Source organism: Tatumella saanichensis (assembly GCF_000439375.1).
GTDB lineage: Bacteria > Pseudomonadota > Gammaproteobacteria > Enterobacterales > Enterobacteriaceae > Tatumella > Tatumella saanichensis.
The window spans coordinates 1-17,675 of sequence record NZ_ATMI01000046.1 but is presented as its reverse complement, the minus strand read 5'-3'; the positions used below and the strand labels follow the sequence as shown (position 1 = coordinate 17,675).

Annotated in this window: 19 protein-coding genes and 1 pseudogene; 8 read left to right on the top strand and 12 right to left on the bottom strand. The window is 52.3% G+C overall.

The window, feature by feature from the left end; all coding sequences use genetic code 11:
* Positions 1–549 (top strand): annotated as a pseudogene (locus tag DW47_RS16505) (IS3 family transposase); the annotation flags it as partial.
* A gap of 12 nt (positions 550–561) precedes the next feature.
* Here DW47_RS16505 and thiI read toward each other — a convergent pair.
* Positions 562–2,010, bottom strand: a complete 1,449-nt coding sequence (thiI, locus tag DW47_RS0113360; RefSeq protein ID WP_029686925.1) for a tRNA uracil 4-sulfurtransferase ThiI — start codon at positions 2,008–2,010, stop codon at positions 562–564.
* Positions 2,011–2,247: 237 nt separating this feature from the next.
* Between thiI and xseB the strand changes: the two genes are divergently transcribed.
* The 3 genes from xseB to dxs are packed head-to-tail and all read left to right on the top strand — an operon-like array spanning position 2,248 to position 5,274.
* The gene (gene xseB, locus DW47_RS0113355) at positions 2,248–2,490 is read left to right on the top strand and encodes an exodeoxyribonuclease VII small subunit (RefSeq protein ID WP_029686924.1); all 243 of its coding nucleotides are present in this window, start codon (positions 2,248–2,250) and stop codon (positions 2,488–2,490) included.
* Positions 2,490–3,389 (top strand): (2E,6E)-farnesyl diphosphate synthase, encoded by a 900-nt coding sequence (ispA, locus tag DW47_RS0113350; protein ID WP_029686923.1) that lies wholly within the window; start codon positions 2,490–2,492, stop codon positions 3,387–3,389. Before xseB ends, ispA begins: the two co-directional genes overlap by 1 nt.
* A 19-nt stretch (positions 3,390–3,408) precedes the next feature.
* Entirely contained in the window at positions 3,409–5,274 is a 1,866-nt protein-coding gene (gene dxs, locus DW47_RS0113345; RefSeq protein ID WP_029686922.1) for a 1-deoxy-D-xylulose-5-phosphate synthase, read from the top strand.
* A 53-nt stretch (positions 5,275–5,327) separates the two neighbouring features.
* Here dxs and pgpA read toward each other — a convergent pair whose 3' ends face one another.
* From pgpA to nrdR, 6 genes are all read right to left on the bottom strand, one after another.
* Positions 5,328–5,846, bottom strand: a complete 519-nt coding sequence (pgpA, locus tag DW47_RS0113340; protein ID WP_029686921.1) for a phosphatidylglycerophosphatase A — start codon at positions 5,844–5,846, stop codon at positions 5,328–5,330.
* Complete coding sequence (thiL, locus tag DW47_RS0113335; RefSeq protein ID WP_029686920.1) at positions 5,824–6,801, bottom strand: thiamine-phosphate kinase; 978 nt, start codon at positions 6,799–6,801, stop codon at positions 5,824–5,826. Before thiL ends, pgpA begins: the two co-directional genes overlap by 23 nt.
* A gap of 62 nt (positions 6,802–6,863) precedes the next feature.
* Entirely contained in the window at positions 6,864–7,283 is a 420-nt protein-coding gene (gene nusB, locus DW47_RS0113330) for a transcription antitermination factor NusB (protein ID WP_029686919.1), read from the bottom strand.
* 16 nt (positions 7,284–7,299) lie between these two features.
* Positions 7,300–7,770 (bottom strand): 6,7-dimethyl-8-ribityllumazine synthase, encoded by a 471-nt coding sequence (gene ribH, locus DW47_RS0113325; protein ID WP_029686918.1) that lies wholly within the window; start codon positions 7,768–7,770, stop codon positions 7,300–7,302.
* Positions 7,771–7,861: 91 nt separating this feature from the next.
* Entirely contained in the window at positions 7,862–8,965 is a 1,104-nt protein-coding gene (gene ribD, locus DW47_RS0113320; RefSeq protein WP_029686917.1) for a bifunctional diaminohydroxyphosphoribosylaminopyrimidine deaminase/5-amino-6-(5-phosphoribosylamino)uracil reductase RibD, read from the bottom strand.
* A 4-nt stretch (positions 8,966–8,969) separates the two neighbouring features.
* Positions 8,970–9,419 (bottom strand): transcriptional regulator NrdR, encoded by a 450-nt coding sequence (nrdR, locus tag DW47_RS0113315; RefSeq protein ID WP_029686916.1) that lies wholly within the window; start codon positions 9,417–9,419, stop codon positions 8,970–8,972.
* Between the two features lie 180 nt (positions 9,420–9,599).
* On the opposite strand from nrdR, the gene lysM reads away from it, so the two are divergent.
* Both lysM and DW47_RS16715 read left to right on the top strand, forming a co-directional pair.
* Positions 9,600–10,034, top strand: coding sequence for a peptidoglycan-binding protein LysM (gene lysM, locus DW47_RS0113310; protein WP_029686915.1), 435 nt, complete (start codon positions 9,600–9,602; stop codon positions 10,032–10,034).
* 4 nt (positions 10,035–10,038) lie between these two features.
* Positions 10,039–10,587 carry a DUF3251 domain-containing protein gene (locus tag DW47_RS16715; RefSeq protein WP_161606709.1) on the top strand — a complete coding sequence of 183 codons (549 nt, stop codon included), beginning with the start codon at positions 10,039–10,041 and terminating at the stop codon, positions 10,585–10,587.
* A 148-nt stretch (positions 10,588–10,735) separates the two neighbouring features.
* Here the strand turns inward: DW47_RS16715 and secF are convergent, their stop codons facing one another.
* The 5 genes from secF to queA form a co-directional block, all read right to left on the bottom strand.
* Positions 10,736–11,749, bottom strand: coding sequence for a protein translocase subunit SecF (gene secF / locus DW47_RS0113300; protein WP_420911406.1), 1,014 nt, complete (start codon positions 11,747–11,749; stop codon positions 10,736–10,738).
* Complete coding sequence (gene secD, locus DW47_RS0113295) at positions 11,715–13,562, bottom strand: protein translocase subunit SecD (protein ID WP_071846650.1); 1,848 nt, start codon at positions 13,560–13,562, stop codon at positions 11,715–11,717. The genes secF and secD overlap by 35 nt, the downstream gene beginning before the upstream one ends.
* A gap of 24 nt (positions 13,563–13,586) precedes the next feature.
* A complete protein-coding gene (gene yajC / locus DW47_RS0113290) occupies positions 13,587–13,919 on the bottom strand; it encodes a preprotein translocase subunit YajC (RefSeq protein ID WP_029686911.1) in 333 nt (110 codons plus the stop codon).
* A 25-nt stretch (positions 13,920–13,944) separates the two neighbouring features.
* Entirely contained in the window at positions 13,945–15,069 is a 1,125-nt protein-coding gene (gene tgt, locus DW47_RS0113285) for a tRNA guanosine(34) transglycosylase Tgt (protein WP_029686910.1), read from the bottom strand.
* 75 nt (positions 15,070–15,144) lie between these two features.
* The gene (gene queA, locus DW47_RS0113280) at positions 15,145–16,215 is read right to left on the bottom strand and encodes a tRNA preQ1(34) S-adenosylmethionine ribosyltransferase-isomerase QueA (protein ID WP_029686909.1); all 1,071 of its coding nucleotides are present in this window, start codon (positions 16,213–16,215) and stop codon (positions 15,145–15,147) included.
* Between the two features lie 102 nt (positions 16,216–16,317).
* Between queA and DW47_RS0113275 the strand changes: the two genes are divergently transcribed.
* Both DW47_RS0113275 and DW47_RS0113270 read left to right on the top strand, forming a co-directional pair.
* Positions 16,318–16,899 (top strand): acyl carrier protein phosphodiesterase, encoded by a 582-nt coding sequence (locus DW47_RS0113275; RefSeq protein ID WP_029686908.1) that lies wholly within the window; start codon positions 16,318–16,320, stop codon positions 16,897–16,899.
* Positions 16,900–17,013: 114 nt separating this feature from the next.
* On the top strand, positions 17,014–17,616 hold the full coding sequence (locus DW47_RS0113270; protein WP_029686907.1) for a peroxiredoxin C: 603 nt from the start codon (positions 17,014–17,016) through the stop codon (positions 17,614–17,616).
* Positions 17,617–17,675 lie beyond the last annotated feature (59 nt).

Sequence of the window (17,675 nt, the reverse complement as noted above, 5' to 3'; positions counted from 1 at the left end):
ATCTGCTCAAACCCGGTCCGGGGCAGATTAAGGCACTTCATCCGGAACAGGTCTGGGTTGCGGATATTACTTATCTGCCACTGCGCACCGGAACAGCTAATCTGAGTCTTGTCACCGATGCCTGCTCAAGAAAGATCGTGGGGTTTTTATGTTGGTGAAAATCTGCAGACAGAAAATGTGATCAGGGCTTACAGACAGGCATTAAGGAAAAGGAAAACCAAAGAGCCACTCATACATCACTCTGACAGAGGAATACAATACTGTTCAACACGTTATCAGTCTCTGCATCAGAGAAATGGTATTACCTGTTCCATGACTGACGGTTATGACTGCTATCAAAATGCACTGGCAGAGCGAATAAACGGGATATTGAAAAACGAATTTTTGCTAAGTCGTCCGGCAGATCTTGCGCAAGCACGGATCATGGTAGAAGAATCTGTGGCGATCTATAACCATGAGAGGCCACATCAATCCTTAAAATACAAAACGCCCGATGAAGTTCATCAGGCGTTTTACAGACAGAAAGCTGTCAATCTATACCAGGACTAGTCACATCCGCGCTTACGGACGATACACCTTAACATTGGTGTATCCCTGTTCATGCAGATAGAGCGCCTGTAACCGGCTCATAACCCCCCGCTCACAGTACAACAACCAAGTGCGGCTCTGATCAAGGTCGGCAAACTGACTACCAAGCTTGTAGAATGGCAGTGATTTCACCTCTGCGCAACCGGCTTGCAGCGGGCGATCTTCTTGCTCATCAATGGCACGAATATCGAGGATGCTGTCGTTGGCACCAAAGGCAGCCACGGTTTCTACTTCGACCACTTCGCGCGTGGTTTGTTCAGCGATTTCACGGATATCGAGATTGCTGGCTTCTTCGACCACTTTCTCTAGGATAGAGAAATCGAAGTTCTCTTCCTCCGCCAGGATTTTGCTCTTCACCGCTTTCACTGTTGGGCTTTTAGAAATGACACCACAGTATTCCGGCATAGTACGAGCAAAATCTTCGGTACCGATTTTCCGAGCCACATCAATAATATGTTCTTTATCGTGAGAGATCAGCGGACGCAGGATCAAGGTATCACTGGCATTATCAATCAGGCGTAGATTAGTCAGAGTCTGGCTGGAGACCTGCCCCAGGGCTTCGCCAGTAACAAGCGCCTGCACGCCGTAGCGCTGGGCAACCATGGAGGCAGCACGCACCATCATACGTTTCAGCACCACTCCCATCTGACCGTCATCGATATTTTCCAAGATCTGGCCGACAACCGGCTCAAAATCAATGGCAATAAAACGTACCCGATGTGAACGGCCAAAACGGGTCCACAGATAATGCGCTACCTGACGGACACCGATTTCGTGGGCAGCACCCCCCAGATTAAAGAAGCAATAATGGACGCGGCAACCGCGGCGCATCAGCATGTAACTGGATACGCCGGAGTCAAAACCACCCGAAATCAGTGACAGGACATCTTCTTGGGTCCCGATCGGGAAGCCGCCGAGTCCCTCGTAACGTTCAGTGACCAATAACAGCCGGTCATTGTCGATTTCCAAGTTAACGGTAACTTCGGGGTGAGTCAGGCGCACCGATGCTGTGGCAATATGCTGATTTAATCCACCGCCGACATAGCGCTCTACATCCTGAGAACTGAACTCATGCTTACCACGACGTTTAGCGCGCACGCAAAACGTTTTGCCTTCCAAACGTTCACGGTACAGGGCCAATGTCTGCTCAAAGATATTGTGCATATCGCTATAGGTATGCTCTTCCACCGCCAATATGTGGTGGATACCCGGAATACGGGACAGCTCTTCAGCGATCACTGACTTCAGCTCTTCGCGTTTGGAACGCACGGTAATGTGGTCCCAGTGGCGAACAACTTTGATCTCTTCATCAATGGTTTTCAGGATATTACGAATGTTCCCGTTAAGAATTTTGATAAAGCGCAGACGTACTGACTGGCTTTTAATCGTAATTTCCGGAAACAGTTTTATGATAAACTTCATGTCGGCACAGGCTTATTCAGGGAAATAAGTGTTAAGAATTTACACACTTAACTGTTAAAATCAGGGAATTGCGGACGATAACACCATCGTCCTGAATTCAGGATGCGCAAGTATATCACTTTTGTTGAGAGTCTGCTGCTGCAACCTCTGAGGTATTGATCATTTTGCTAATCGTTTATGGTCAGCTACCATAGGTGATTATTATTAAATATTTACATCGTTGAGCCGGTATTCACTATGCCTAAAAAAACCGAAACTTCTGTCAGCTTTGAACAGGCGTTACAGGAGCTGGAGAGCATCGTCCGTCGCCTTGAAGGGGGCGATATGCCGTTGGAAGACGCCCTAAATGAATTTGAAAAAGGCGTAAAACTGGCGAAATCCGGCCAGCAAACCCTGCAAAAAGCTGAACAACGGGTTCAGATCTTAATGAAACCCGACAGTGATGCCGAACTGACGACCTTTACGCCGGACAGTCACTGATGGATCTGCTGACGCTTATGACCACCCGCCATCAACGGGTTGATGCCGCGTTAATCGGCCTGCTCGATCAATTGCCCTCCGACAATGCCTCTCTGACCGAGGCGATGCGTTACGGTGTCCTGTTGGGGGGCAAACGGATGCGACCGTTTCTGGTGTATGCCACCGGAGAGATGTTCGGTACTCCCCTCTCCTGCTTGGATGTTCCGGCGGCAGCAATTGAGTGCATTCATGCCTATTCTCTGATCCACGATGACTTGCCGGCCATGGATAACGATGCCCTGCGCCGCGGAAAACCGACCTGCCATATCGCTTATGGTGATGATATCGCTATTCTGGCGGGTGATGCCTTACAGACCTTGGCGTTTTCGGCACTGGCAGAACAACCGATGCCGACAGTAACCTTGTCTTCCAGGTTGCGAATGATCAGCGAACTGGCCACGGCCAGCGGTGCTCTGGGGATGTGTGCCGGTCAGGCACTTGATTTGGCGGCGGAAGGAAAATCCGTTGCGCTGGATGCCTTGGAAACCATTCATCGCCATAAAACCGGCGCGCTGATCCGCGCAGCAGTTCGACTCGGCGCTTACAGTGCTGGCGAACAGGCAGAACCGGTTCTCGCCGAATTGGATCGTTATGCCAATGCGATTGGTCTGGCGTTCCAGGTCCAAGATGACATTCTAGACATCGTCGGTGATACCGAGGTGATTGGTAAACGCCAAGGGGCCGATATCGCCCTCGGAAAAAGTACCTATCCGGCCCTACTTGGCCTTGAAGGCGCACGGGAAAAAGCACACCTGTTATATCAGGAAGCTATGGATGCCCTGGCCAGGGTTGCCGCACATTCTTTCGATACCACTGCTTTGCAGGCACTGGCAGGCTATATAATTGAACGTGATAAATAACCCCCATAATGAGTCACTCATGAGTTTTGATACCGCACAATACCCAACACTGGCACTGGCAAGTACAGTCCAAGAATTACGTTTACTGCCAAAAGAGCAGCTCCCGGCCCTGTGTGATGAACTGCGCCAATATCTGCTCGACAGCGTCAGTCAGTCCAGCGGGCATTTCGCCTCCGGTCTCGGTGTGGTTGAACTAACCGTTGCGATCCATTATGTCTACAATACACCCTTTGACCATCTAGTCTGGGATGTCGGTCATCAGGCTTATCCGCACAAGATATTGACCGGGCGTCGTGACCGTATCGGGACTATCCGTCAGAAAGACGGTTTGCATCCTTTCCCATGGCGAGAAGAGAGTGAACACGACGTGCTGAGTGTCGGTCACTCTTCCACCTCGATCAGTGCCGGTCTGGGTATGGCCGTAGCGGCCGAAAAAGAAGCCGCTGGCCGTCGTACCGTATGCGTGATCGGTGACGGTGCCATTACCGCTGGGATGGCTTTCGAGGCGATGAACCATGCAGGAGATATCAAACCGGACATGCTGGTGATCCTTAACGATAACGACATGTCGATTTCCGAAAATGTCGGGGCACTGAATAATCGAGTGGCCCAGATCTTATCGGGAAAAACCTACTCCTGGTTACGGGAAAGTGGTAAACGGGTTCTGACCGGATTACCACCGATTAAAGAGCTGGTAAAGCGTACCGAAGAGCACCTGAAAGGCATGGTCTCTCCAGGAACTCTGTTTGAAGAACTGGGCTTTAATTATATCGGCCCAGTAGACGGTCATGATGTGCTGACCTTGGTATCAACCCTGACCAATATGCGGGAGCTAAGTGGCCCACAGTTCCTGCATATCATCAGTAAAAAGGGCAAAGGCTACGCGCCAGCGGAAGAAGATCCGATTACCTGGCATGCGGTACCTAAGTTTGACCCAGCCAGCGGGGCATTGCCTAAAAGTAAAGGCGGTCTACCGACCTATTCCAACGTCTTCGGCGATTGGCTCTGCGAAGTGGCTGAGCAGGACAATAAACTGATGGGCATTACACCGGCGATGCGCGAAGGTTCCGGTATGGTGCGCTTCTCCCGCGAATACCCACAGCAGTATTTTGATGTGGCGATTGCCGAGCAACATGCCGTCACCTTTGCCGCCGGGATGGCGATCGGCGGTTACAAACCAGTAGTGGCTATTTACTCCACGTTTCTGCAACGTGCTTATGATCAGCTGATCCACGATGTGGCGATCCAAAAATTGCCGGTATTGTTTGCCATTGACCGTGGTGGTGTGGTCGGTGCTGATGGCCAAACCCACCAAGGGGCGTTTGATATCGCCTTTATGCGTTGCATTCCGGACCTAGTGATCATGACGCCGAGCGACGAAAATGAGTGCCGCAATATGCTGTATACTGGTTACCAGCATCAGACTGGCCCGAGTGCCGTACGCTATCCGCGTGGCAGTGGTCGTGGTCTAGCCACCACCCCGCTGGAAGTGCTGCCGCTCGGCAAAGGCATGATCACCCGTCGGGGTGAAAAGCTAGCTATCCTCAATTTCGGTACCTTGCTAGCAGAGGCAGAAACGGTTGCCGAGCGCCTGAACGCCACCCTGGTGGACATGCGTTTTGTCAAACCGATGGATGAAACGCTGGTATTACAGTTGGCAGAACAGCATGACAACTTGGTGACGCTGGAAGAAGGTGCTATCAAAGGCGGTGCCGGTAGCGGTGTGAATGAAGTGCTGATGGCCGCGCGACGGATGATCCCGGTGTTAAACCTGGGTCTACCGGACCGCTTTATTTCGCAAGGCACACAAGAAGAAGTGCGCCGCGATCTGGAGTTGGATGCCGACGGTATTCAGGCCTCTATTGAGCGCTGGCTAAACCAGTAAGCATCAAAAAAACCCGTCCGGTCAGTGCCGAGGCGGGCTTTTTATTGGCCTGGTCAGAATGGCAGTAAGGTGGGGAAGTAGTGAACGACCGCAAAAATCAGTGCCGCCGAGATCACCCCTGCCACGATATCATCGACCATGATCCCCATGCCGCCAGCGACATTACGGTCAAACCAGCGAATTGGCCAGGGTTTCCACATATCGAACACACGGAACACCAGAAAACCAATAGCCACCCATTGCCAGTGACGGTTTGGAATGGCGACCAAAGTGATCCACATCCCGATAAATTCATCCCAGACAATACTGCCGTGGTCATGGACACCCATATCTTTTGCTGTGCGGTGGCACAGGTAGACGCCGAGGCAGATCCCCAGCAGTATCACCAGATAATAGAGGTCTTGGGGCAGTAACATCAGCAGATACCAAAACGGGATCGCCGCCAGTGACCCAGCGGTTCCTGGCATCACCGGACTGAGGCCGCTGCCAAAGCCAACCGCCAGCAGATGCCAAGGATTACTCAATTTTAGCCGTGACAGTACTTGTTTTCTATTTTCGCCCAAAATGGTCATATCCTTTCAGATCAACGGTGGCAGGTTTGCCGTTTTCCAGTACCTTCAGCCCCTCGCCTTCTGGTGCAATCTGGCCGATACAATGGTAGCCAACCCCCAGATGATCCAGCGCAACGGCGAGCGCGCCGCGATTCACTTCTGGCACGGTAAAGCATAACTCGTAATCTTCACCGCCGCTTAAGGCCCAACATACTGCTTGCGGGCGACCAAACCCTTCCAGCAGCGCCGGTGATAACGGCAGTGCCTCAGTATTTACCCTGGCTCCGACACGGCTGGCCTGGAGCAGATGACTTAAGTCCGAGATCAGTCCGTCGGAGATATCAATGGCGGAGCTTGCGAGATCACGTAATGCTTGTCCCTGTAGGATACGGGGAACTGGGCGCAAATGACGCTTGATCAGCACTTCATGGATAGCGGGATCATCGATGCGGAAGTGATGCTGTAACAGTGCTAATCCCGCGGCGCTATCACCCAAGGTGCCCGTCACGTAGATCCAGTCGCCAGGTTTAGCTCCGGTACGTTTTAGGGCTCGCCCTTCTGGCACTAAACCGTGAATACCCAGCGTCATACTCAGTGGACCACGGGTGGTGTCGCCACCAATTAACTGCATATCGTAATAATCCAGTAACTGAAACAAGCTATCACTGAACGCTTTCAGCCACTCTTCGTTGACCGCCGGAAGCGTCAGGGCCAGCGTAAGCCAAGCCGGGTCCGCGCCCATGGCTGCCAGATCACTGAGGTTTACCGCCAGCGCTTTATAGCCAAGGTCAGAGGGATGGATATCACGCAGGAAATGAATACCTTCCACCAGCGTATCGGTGCTGATAGCTAAGGTCTGTTTATCGGGGACATTTAACAGGGCGCAGTCATCACCAATACCTTTGATGACATCGCGGCGGGAACTGGTCACACGATTAAAATAACGAGCAATGAGCTCAAATTCGCCACAGGACATAAGCGGGTTCACTCAGCAGAAACGTTATTACCAGAAAAAGGCCGGAGAACCGGCCTTGAAGATTACTTACGCTTGGGACGAATTTGTGGTGCTGCTTTATCCAAGACACCGTTGACAAACTTATGGCTGTCTTCGGCACCGAACATTTTCGCCAGCTCAATGCCTTCATTGATAGCGACTTTATACGGCACATCATCACGTTTGCTCAATTCATACAGGGCAATACGCAGTGCAGCTTTTTCAACTTCACCTATTTCGTCAAGACTACGTGTCAGGTAAGGCTGCATCAGACCATCAAGATAGGTACTGTTGTTCGCGACACCAGCCAGTAATTCACGGAAGTAGTTAACATCAACATCTTTGACGTCCTGTTCCGCCAGAAACTGGTATTCCACATCGGAAATGTCATTATTGGAGATCTGCCAGGAATAGAGTGCCTGGAGGGCACACTCCCGGGCACGGCGGCGAGCAGCAGGTTTCACAAAATTCCCCTTAAAATCAGGCGTTAATAGCTTCTAATACATTAATCATTTCAAGTGCGGTCAGGGCCGCTTCGGCACCTTTGTTACCCGCTTTAGTACCGGCACGCTCAATAGCCTGCTCGATATTTTCGGTAGTTAACACGCCAAACGCGACCGGAATGTCGCTGTTCATGGCGACGCTGGCGATGCCAGAACTGGCTTCCCCGGCGACAAATTCAAAATGCGCAGTACCACCACGGATCACGGTGCCCAGGGCAATCACTGCATCATATTTGCCGGTTTTGCTCAGTGCGCGGGCTGCAAGTGGCAGTTCATACGCGCCAGGAACCCAAACAACAGTAATATTGTCGTCTTTAACCTGACCAATACGTTTTAAGGCATCCACTGCACCGTTCAGCAGGCTGTCATTGATAAAATTATTAAAACGGGCAATGACGATGGCCACTTTGGCTTCAGGCGTTGCTACAGCAGCTTCGATAATTTTCATAGGTTTCCTTTCATATAAGTCGGGTCGCCCGGCAAGGGGGGCGAATTTTAGCACATTCTTTCGCGCTCTGCTCTCGCTTTTGCGCAAACTCTTACGCAGGCCGTAAAATGACCCGTAAATCAGGACCGATCCGCCGGATATCGTCAAAATGGAACTGCGGCGCATCGGCTAAATGGGAAAGCCAAGGCAAGTCACACAGGCCACGGGCCTGATTTCCAAGCAAGGTCGGTGCCAGGTAGACGATCAGTTCATCCACCACGCCGGCCTGTAACAGTGCGCCGGCCAAGGTCGCACCGGCTTCCACCCAAACACTGTTAATCTGCTGTCGGCCAAGGATCATCATTAGCGCCACCAGGTCCAGGCCACTGCCCTGCTCCGGCACGCACAGTTGCCTAACACTGTCTGGCCACTGACCCTGTTCACGGGGGCGCATCAGCCACGTCTCACCGGGTTCTGAAATCAGTGACTGCTGTGGCTGCAATTGTAATTGGCGATCGGCAATTACCCGTATCGGTTGACGGAGTGAGGCTTCACCACCAATCGCGGCGAGCATTTCCGGATCAAGAGAGCCGGGCCGTACCGTCAAGGCCGCATTGTCTGCGATGACCGTACGGCTGGTACTGAGGATGGCGTGACTTTCGGCACGAAATCGCTGCACGTCCCGGCGGGCTTCCATAGAGGTGATCCACTGGCTTTCGCCGCTGGCCATGGCTGTACGCCCATCAAGAGAGGCCCCCAATTTCAATTGTACCCACGGAAAACCGGTGCGCATCCGCTTGAGAAAACCGCGGTTAAGCTGTTCCGCTTCCTGCTGCATCAAACCGTGGCTCACTTCAATCCCAGCCTGCTGTAACCGGTACAGTCCTCGCCCCGCGACTTCAGGGTTAGGATCTTGCATCGCGGCCACCACCCGGCTGACACCGGCGGCAATTAACGCATCACAGCACGGTGGCGTGCGACCAAAATGGCTGCAAGGCTCCAGGGTAACGTAGGCGGTAGCACCCCGGGCGGCCTCTCCGGCCGCCCGCAGAGCATGAACTTCGGCATGGGGCTCACCGGCTCGCTGATGCCACCCTTCACCGATAATTTGGCTGTCGCGAACAATCACACAGCCGACATTCGGATTAGGTGCAGTGGTAAAACGCCCGCGGCGTGCCAGTTGCAGGGCTCTGGCCATGTATTTTTCATCTGACATCGCTTCAGTCCTGTAACCGGGCGATCTCTTCGCCAAATTCGCGGATATCTTCAAAGCTTCGGTATACCGAGGCAAAACGGATATAGGCGACTTTATCCAACATTTTCAGTTCATCCATCACCAGATTCCCCAACATTTTGCTAGGGACTTCTCGCTCTCCTAGAGCACGCAGATGCGCTTTAATACGATGTACCGCACTGTCTACCGCATCGGCACTGACTGGGCGCTTCTCTAGGGCTTTCATCATGCCGCGTACCAACTTATCTTCGTCAAAAGGTTCGCGTACATCATCACTTTTTACCACTCTAGGCATCACCAGCTCTGCCACTTCAAAGGTGGTGAAACGTTCATTGCAAAGCAGACACTGACGACGGCGTCTGACGGACGACCCTTCGCTGACCAGTCTGGAGTCTATGACCTTGGTATCCACAGCGGCGCAAAACGGACAATGCATCGATTTTTCCTGAGCGTTAGTTGATGATTTTCTCCAGTGTAACGCGAAGCTACCATTAACTAAATGTCTTCAGATGCCTTAACCTCCCAATTCAGACATCGCCGGTTATTCTTTCCTGTGATTTGCGTCTATGCTTAACCCGAATTATCTTAAACAGCCCTTAAAACAGGAGAAGTCATCATGGGACTATTTAGTTTTGTCAAAGAAGCCGGCGAGAAATTATGGGATTCCGTTTCTTCCGACGATGGCAGCAAGATCCAGGATCACCTCAAGCAACTGGGTATTCCTGACAGTGATAAGGTCAATGTCAGCGTGAATGACGGTACCGCAACAGTAACCGGTGATAATCTGAGCCAGGAAGCGAAAGAAAAGATTCTAGTAGCAGTTGGTAACGTTGCAGGGATCAAGCAGGTAGAAGATAAAGTTACCACTGATTCCACAGAGGCGGCACCGACGATCTACACCGTGAAATCCGGTGATACCCTGAGCGCGATTGCCAAGCAGGTGTACGGCGATGCTAACGCCTACAACAAAATTTTCGAAGCCAACAAACCGATGCTCAGCAGCCCAGATAAAATCTATCCGGGCCAGGCTTTGCGTATCCCACAGGCGTAAGACAGTGTTAAAAACGGCCAGCGCGGGAGCGCTTCTCGCAACAGTCATGCTGACCGGATGCAGCACCACTCAGCCGCCCGCGCGGCTGAGTAATACCGTCGGCCAGCTCAACCGCGACCTAAGCCGCCTGTCGGCACAGTCTGCGGCAATCAGTTACCAGCGACAGTTAAATGCCAACTCTACCCGTGGAGCTTGGCTTCTACCGCTGGCAGACAGTCCGGTTGCGCTAGTCACCCCTTATGGACGGTTGCTGACGCAGATTTCGCCGAATGCCCACGGTGGCTTACCGGTGCTACTGGTGAAAAATTTGCAATCCGAAATACTGCCACCTTTCACCCTAACTGCGGAATTGGCGGTAGTGTCTGCCGGTAATAATTATCATCAGGCCACACCGAAAGTCTTGCAGCAGCAGGTTGTTCAACGGGCAGTGCCGCTGGCCCCTGCTGAGCAGGCGCGCTTTATTCTGCCGCAGGTGACGTTAAAAGGCGATCAAGTGCTGGTGGTCAACGTTCATCAGTTCAGCCCTGAATTTTCGTCGCGCAGCGCGCATTAAGACAGTCAGACCGATATCCCTAAACCGGATCCCTATGCGGATCCGGTTTTTTTATGCCTGTGCTGCCGCCTCCCTGACCTTGTGGTGGCAAACGCCCATAAAAAAGGCAGCCATCGCTGGCTGCCTGTTCTTTAGGGGATCATCGCACTTAAGGTAATAGTGACTTCTGATCGGCCCCTTCTTTTTCAACTTTCTGAACCAGCATATGCTCGCGTTTCATGCCCAATTTCAGGGCCAGAGCAGAGGCCACATAGATGGACGAAACGGTACCGATAGTAATACCGATAAGCATAGTCAGTGAGAAACCGCGCAGCAGTTCGCCACCGAACAAGAACAGCATCAGCACCACCACCAGCGTGGTCACTGAGGTCATAATGGTACGGCTTAACGTCTGCGTCAGAGAGACGTTGACGATATCGTAAGGGGTTCCGCGACGGATCTTACGGAAGTTCTCACGGATACGGTCCGAGACCACGATACTGTCGTTCAGCGAGTAACCGATCACCGACATCAATGATGCCACGATAGTCAGGTCAATCTCGATATGGAACAGCGACAGCACGCCCATGGTGATGATGACGTCATGGGCCAGGGCCAGGACCGCCCCCAGCGCCAAACGCCACTCAAAACGGAAGCCGACGTAAACCAGGATACAGATCAGCGCGACGATCAGCGCCATTCCCCCAGCCTGCGCCAGATCGCTACCGACACTCGGGCCGACAAATTCAATCCGCTTTACCACCGCCGTCTGGCTGGTGGACTGATTGATCACCGAAACCACTTTGCTGCCCAGTTCTTGGTCTGCATTACCGGATTGCGGTGACAGACGCACCATCACATCACGACTGCTACCAAAGTTCTGAACTTCCGGTTCTTTAAAGCCGGCCTGCTGTAATGCCTGACGCATGGTATCCAGCTCGCCCGGTTTCTGCAGGGTAATTTCAATCACCGTACCGCCGGTGAAATCCAGACCCCAGTTAAATCCACGGACGCCCATCACCAGTACAGAAGCAATCAGCAGGATGCCGGAAATTGCGAAAGCCAGGTAGTCCCAGCGCATAAAGTCATGCACTTTACGGCCGTAGTTCAACTGTTCAACATTATATTGCTGTGACACTAGGTGCTCCTCAAATTGACAGCTTGTTGATTCGTTTGCCGCCATACAGCAGGTTCACGATGGCACGGGTGCCGACGATCGCTGTAAACATGGAGGTCGCAACACCGATTGCTGTCGTGATAGCAAACCCTTTGATCGACCCAGTACCGACTGCGTATAGGATAATCGCGGTGATAAGCGTGGTAACGTTGGCATCAACGATACTGGAGAACGCACCCCGATAACCTTCGTGGATGGCCTGCTGAACACTGCGGCCATTACGAAGCTCTTCTTTAATACGTTCGTTGATCAGTACGTTCGCATCCACGGCCACCGCAAGGGTCAACACAATACCGGCAATACCCGGCATGGTGAGGGTCGCCCCTGGCAGCAATGACATAATGCCGACAATCAGTACCAAGTTTGCGATAAGCGCCGAGGTCGCAATCACACCGAACTTCTTGTAGTACACCACCATAAACAAAATCGAGACGATCAGCCCCCACAGACAAGCATGCAGACCCTGATTGATATTCTGCTGACCCATAGTTGGACCAATGGTGCGTTCTTCAACAATCGAGATCGGCGCAATCAGTGCACCGGCACGCAGCAGCAATGACAACTGACGGGCTTCGTTCGGATTACTGATACCGGTAATACGGAAGCTGTTACCCAGGCGTGACTGAATGTTCGCCACGTTGATCACTTCTTCCTGTTTCACCAGAATCGGGCTGCCTTTGGCATCTTTCTTACCGCTGTCTTTATACTGAACAAACAGGGTTGCCATCGGTTTACCGATATTATCTTTGGTGTAGTCAGACATGGCGTTACCGCCAGCGCTGTCCAGTGAGATATTAACCTGCGGCTGATTGTACTCATCCATACTGGAGGTCGAATCAGTAATATGGTCACCGGTCAGGATCACGCGCTTGTACAGCACCACTGGCTGACCATCACGGGTCATTTTGACTTCGGAATCTCCTGGGATGCGTCCCTGAGCCACCGCTGAAGGATCAACGCTGGTGTTCACTGGACGGAATTCCAAGGTCGCGGTTGCACCTAAGATCTCTTTAGCACGGGCCGTGTCCTGGATACCCGGTAACTCAACCACGATGCGGTCAGAGCCCTGACGCTGTACCAGCGGCTCAGCAACACCCAGCTGGTTAACACGGTTACGCAGAATAGTGATGTTTTGATCAACCGCATACTCACGAGCTTCGCTGAGACGGGAATCGGTCATCACGGCATTCAACGCAGTGTTGCCAGCAGCATTAATTACCAGATCACGATGACGTGGAGTCAAGTAACTGATCGCTCTGTCACGATCAGCTTCGTTAGCGAAGTTGATGGTGACACCATAGTTACTGGCTTTAGTGACTGTGGTGTATGGAATATTCTGATCACGCAGATCGCTGCGCAGGCTGTCAGAGTTCTGTTCCTGAAGTTTACCTAACGCAGTGCCCATATCCACTTCCATCAGGAAGTGCACACCACCACGCAGGTCCAGGCCCAGCTTCATCGGTTCTGCAGCAAGCAGTCCCATCCATGAAGGGGTCGCTGGTGCCAGGTTCAGTGCCACAACAAAGTTGTCGCCCAGACCGCTCACCAGTGCTTCACGGGCGCGTAACTGAATATCGGTATTAGAAAAACGGGCCAGGATAGCACCATTTTGCAGAGCAATAGATTTGCTCTGAATGTTGTCCTGCCGAAGAATAGACTGGATCTGATCCAACGTTTGCTCACTGGCGGCGGCACCCCGCGCGCCAGTGACTTGCACGGCCGGATCCTCACCATAAAGGTTGGGAAGTGCATACAGCAGACCGACGAGCAGGACCACGATCAGCATGATGTACTTCCACAAAGGATAACGGTTTAACACGGCAATTCCCTTAGGGAGAAAAAATTACAGCGCCTTCATAGTGCCTTTCGGCAGCACGGCAGCCACGAAATCGCGTTTGATCACAACTTCAGTTGTATCGTTCAGGGCGATAACCACATAACCGGTCTCGGCGACTTTGCTGACACGGCCAACTAAACCGCCATTGGTCAGGACTTCATCCCCTTTCGCGATAGAGTCCATCAGCTTTTTATGTTCTTTCGAACGCTTTTGCTGTGGACGCAGGATCATAAAGTAGAAGATCAATCCAAATACGACCAGCATGATCACCAGAGAATAAGGACTTCCCTGAGACGGAGTACCTGCAGCGGCTACAGCGTCAGAAATGAAAAAACTCATTAAATTTCCCTCATTGGTTTTGTAGTTAAACGTTTAAGGCAGGGACGTCTTTGCCCTTTCTTTGATAAAACTCGGTCACAAACTGATCTAACTCACCGTTTTCAATAGCGTTACGCAGACCCGCCATCAGACGCTGATAGTAACGCAAATTGTGGATAGTATTCAGTCTTGCCCCTAAAATTTCATTACAACGGTCCAGATGGTGCAGATAAGCACGGGTGTAATGACGGCAGGTGTAGCAGTCACATTCCGCATCCAGAGGTGAAGTATCCGCTTTATGTTTGGCATTACGGATTTTCACGATGCCGTCGGTGACAAACAGGTGGCCATTTCGGGCATTGCGGGTCGGCATCACACAGTCAAACATATCTACACCGCGACGGACACCTTCCACCAGGTCTTCAGGCTTACCGACCCCCATCAGGTAGCGCGGCTTGTCCTCTGGGATCTGTGGACAGACATGTTCCAGAATGCGGTGCATATCTTCTTTTGGCTCTCCGACTGCCAAACCGCCCACAGCGTACCCATCAAATCCTATCTCTACCAGTCCTTTCACGGACACATCTCGTAAATCTTCGTAAACACTTCCTTGGATAATGCCAAACAACGCATTCTTATTGCCCAGTGCATCAAAGCGGTCACGGCTGCGTTTCGCCCAACGCAGAGACATTTCCATGGAGCGTTTCGCATAATCCCAGTCCGCCGGATACGGCGTACACTCGTCAAAAATCATGACAATATCAGACCCGAGGTCGTGCTGGATCTCCATCGACTTTTCAGGGTCAAGGAAGATCGCATCTCCGTTAATCGGATTACGGAAATGCACTCCCGCTTCGGTAATTTTACGGATATCCCCTAAGCTGAAGACTTGGAAGCCACCGGAGTCCGTCAGGATCGGCCCCTGCCATTGCATAAAATCATGCAGGTCACCGTGCAGCTTCATGATCTCTTGACCTGGACGCAGCCACAGGTGGAAAGTATTACCCAGCAGGATCTGTGCGCCAGTCTCTTTCACTTCTTCAGGGGTCATCCCTTTAACGGTGCCGTAAGTGCCGACCGGCATAAAGGCCGGAGTCTCTACCACACCGCGATCAAACACTAAACGACCACGACGGGCGCGGCCTTCCGTTTTCATTAATTCAAACTTCACAAAACCTCCACCAGAGAAACAGTCTGATGTTAAACGTGGAACTGCTGAACCCCCGACGGACTGCCGCCGGAGGGATTATTCTGCGGGCTGCTGTTCAGCGGCCTGCGGATTTTTGGTGATGTACATGGCATCACCGTAACTGAAGAAACGATACTGCTCTGCCACTGCCTGCTGATACGCTTGCATCGTGTGTTGATAACCGGCAAAAGCCGATACCAGCATAATCAGGGTCGATTCAGGCAGGTGGAAGTTGGTAATTAACGCATCAATCACCTGGTACTGATAGCCCGGATAGATAAATATCTGAGTATCGTCAAAGAATGGCGCAATTAAGGCCTGCTGTGAGGCCTTAGCCGCGCTTTCCAGCGAGCGTACGGAGGTTGTCCCGACGGCGACTACTTTGTTGCCGCGGGCTTTACACGCCAGCACAGCATCGACGACCTCTTGGGGCACTTCAGCATATTCCGAGTGCATGGTGTGGTCTTCGATGCTGTCAACCCGTACTGGCTGGAAGGTGCCGGCGCCAACATGCAGGGTGACAAAGGCCATCTCCACCCCTTTTTCCCGCAATTTTTCCATCAGTGCATCATCGAAATGCAGGCCGGCAGTCGGCGCGGCTACTGCGCCAGGGCGGGCGCTGTAGACGGTCTGGTAGAGTTCACGGTCAGACTCTTCATCGGGGCGGTCAATGTAAGGGGGCAGCGGCATATGGCCGACTTGATTAAGGATTTCTAGTACCGAACGCGGATCCTCAAAGGCAATTTCAAATAAGGTATCATGGCGGGCCACCATGGTCGCGCGGATGCTCTCGTCATCGCCGAGCAGCAGTTCGGCACCCGGTTTAGGGGCTTTGGAGGCACGGACGTGCGCCAAGACCCGATGCTCATCCAGCATCCGTTCTACCAGCATTTCAATTTTCCCGCCGCTGGCTTTACGGCCAAATACCCGCGCCGGGATCACTCGGGTGTTGTTAAACACCAGTAGATCACCGGGATTCAGCTTCTCCAGCACATCAGTAAACACCCCGTGGGTCAGTGCCCCTGTCGGTCCATCAAGGGACAGCAGGCGACAGCTGCTGCGTTCAGCCCGAGGGTAATGGGCAATCAGTGACTCTGGCAGCTCAAAGTTAAAATCTGCAACGCGCATGGCGGATTATTCCGGACAAAAAATCAGGCGGCATAGTGTAGCGGAAAAGCGCGGATTACTGAACCTCTGGCTGTTGTCTGTCCGTTCAGCCTATAATGCCCCATGAATTTTCTTGCACACCTACACCTCGCCACCTTGGCGGAAAGCTCGTTGGCGGGCAACCTGATGGCGGATTTTGTCCGCGGCGATCCTGATCCCCACTGGGATGCGGAAACAGCAGCAGGTATCCGCCTACACCGCAGGCTGGACAGCCTTACCGATGCGTTGCCGGAAGTGCGTCAGGCTCGCTTACTGTTCCGCGAACAGACGCGGCGTGTCGCCCCGATAACCCTGGATGTGATTTGGGACCACTTTCTGGCCCGCGACTGGTCACACTATTATCCGCAGTGTTCGCTGGCCGACTTCTGCCAGCAAGCAGAGGCCACGATTGCACCGATATTGCCTGCCGCCCCCAGCGCGTTCCAGGAGCTTAACCAGCTGATGTGGCCACAACGCTGGCTGGAAAAATATGCACATCCGCAGCGCCTCGAATTAGTGTTACAAGGCATGGCAAAACGCCGCCCACGGTTGGCACTGCTGCGCGATTCCTATCAGGATTTCACGGTTAATTATGCGGCATTAGAATCGCTATTTTCTGTTTTTTATCCGCGCCTTATGCAACTGGCTCGGGAAAATAAGCTGTAAATGCTGGCAGTGACTGTCATACTCTTGCCTGAAGATGAAACGATGATACTCTATGAGTAATGACTGCCGTGATGAGGTATGTTGTTATTAACCCCCTAACCGATTGGAGTGATTATGGTACTGGTTACCCGTCAGGCCCCTGACTTTACAGCGGCTGCTGTACTGGGCAATGGTGAAATCGTTGAAGATTTCAACTTTAAAAAACATATCGCCGGCAAACCTGCGGTGCTGTTTTTCTGGCCAATGGACTTTACTTTTGTCTGTCCATCAGAATTAATCGCTTTCGATAAGCGTTACGCTGAATTCGAAAAACGCGGTGTTGAAGTTGTCGGTGTCTCTTTTGACTCTGAGTTTGTCCACAACGCATGGCGTAACACCCCCATCAACGACGGCGGTATCGGTCCTGTGAAATACGCGATGGTTGCGGATATCAAACGTGAAATCCAGCAGGCTTACGGTATCGAACATCCGGACGCGGGCGTTGCACTGCGTGGCTCGTTCCTGATCGACAAAGACGGCGTTGTACGTCACCAGGTGGTTAACGATCTGCCACTGGGCCGTAACGTTGACGAAATGCTGCGTATGGTTGATGCGCTGCAGTTCCACGAAGAGCATGGCGAAGTGTGCCCTGCACAGTGGGAAAAAGGTCAGGAAGGTATGGGTGCATCACCGGAAGGCGTTGCCAAATACCTGACCGCTAACGCCGGTAAACTGTAATCTGCGTTAAGTAACCCGCTGCGGCGGGTTATTTTTTATCCGTCACAATCCCCCCCCCC

What these genes read in the sequence shown, in the direction of transcription:
- queA (WP_029686909.1), bottom strand. Translation starts at nt 16,215, where the DNA reads ATGCGCGTTGCAGATTTTAACTTTGAGCTGCCAGAGTCACTGATTGCC.
- DW47_RS0113270 (WP_029686907.1), top strand. Translation starts at nt 17,014, where the DNA reads ATGGTACTGGTTACCCGTCAGGCCCCTGACTTTACAGCGGCTGCTGTA.
- ribH (WP_029686918.1), bottom strand. Translation starts at nt 7,770, where the DNA reads ATGAAAATTATCGAAGCTGCTGTAGCAACGCCTGAAGCCAAAGTGGCC.
- xseB (WP_029686924.1), top strand. Translation starts at nt 2,248, where the DNA reads ATGCCTAAAAAAACCGAAACTTCTGTCAGCTTTGAACAGGCGTTACAG.
- ribD (WP_029686917.1), bottom strand. Translation starts at nt 8,965, where the DNA reads ATGTCAGATGAAAAATACATGGCCAGAGCCCTGCAACTGGCACGCCGC.
- thiL (WP_029686920.1), bottom strand. Translation starts at nt 6,801, where the DNA reads ATGTCCTGTGGCGAATTTGAGCTCATTGCTCGTTATTTTAATCGTGTG.
- lysM (WP_029686915.1), top strand. Translation starts at nt 9,600, where the DNA reads ATGGGACTATTTAGTTTTGTCAAAGAAGCCGGCGAGAAATTATGGGAT.
- secF (WP_420911406.1), bottom strand. Translation starts at nt 11,749, where the DNA reads ATGGCGGCAAACGAATCAACAAGCTGTCAATTTGAGGAGCACCTAGTG.
- nrdR (WP_029686916.1), bottom strand. Translation starts at nt 9,419, where the DNA reads ATGCATTGTCCGTTTTGCGCCGCTGTGGATACCAAGGTCATAGACTCC.
- ispA (WP_029686923.1), top strand. Translation starts at nt 2,490, where the DNA reads ATGGATCTGCTGACGCTTATGACCACCCGCCATCAACGGGTTGATGCC.
- DW47_RS0113275 (WP_029686908.1), top strand. Translation starts at nt 16,318, where the DNA reads ATGAATTTTCTTGCACACCTACACCTCGCCACCTTGGCGGAAAGCTCG.
- yajC (WP_029686911.1), bottom strand. Translation starts at nt 13,919, where the DNA reads ATGAGTTTTTTCATTTCTGACGCTGTAGCCGCTGCAGGTACTCCGTCT.
- thiI (WP_029686925.1), bottom strand. Translation starts at nt 2,010, where the DNA reads ATGAAGTTTATCATAAAACTGTTTCCGGAAATTACGATTAAAAGCCAG.
- dxs (WP_029686922.1), top strand. Translation starts at nt 3,409, where the DNA reads ATGAGTTTTGATACCGCACAATACCCAACACTGGCACTGGCAAGTACA.
- pgpA (WP_029686921.1), bottom strand. Translation starts at nt 5,846, where the DNA reads ATGACCATTTTGGGCGAAAATAGAAAACAAGTACTGTCACGGCTAAAA.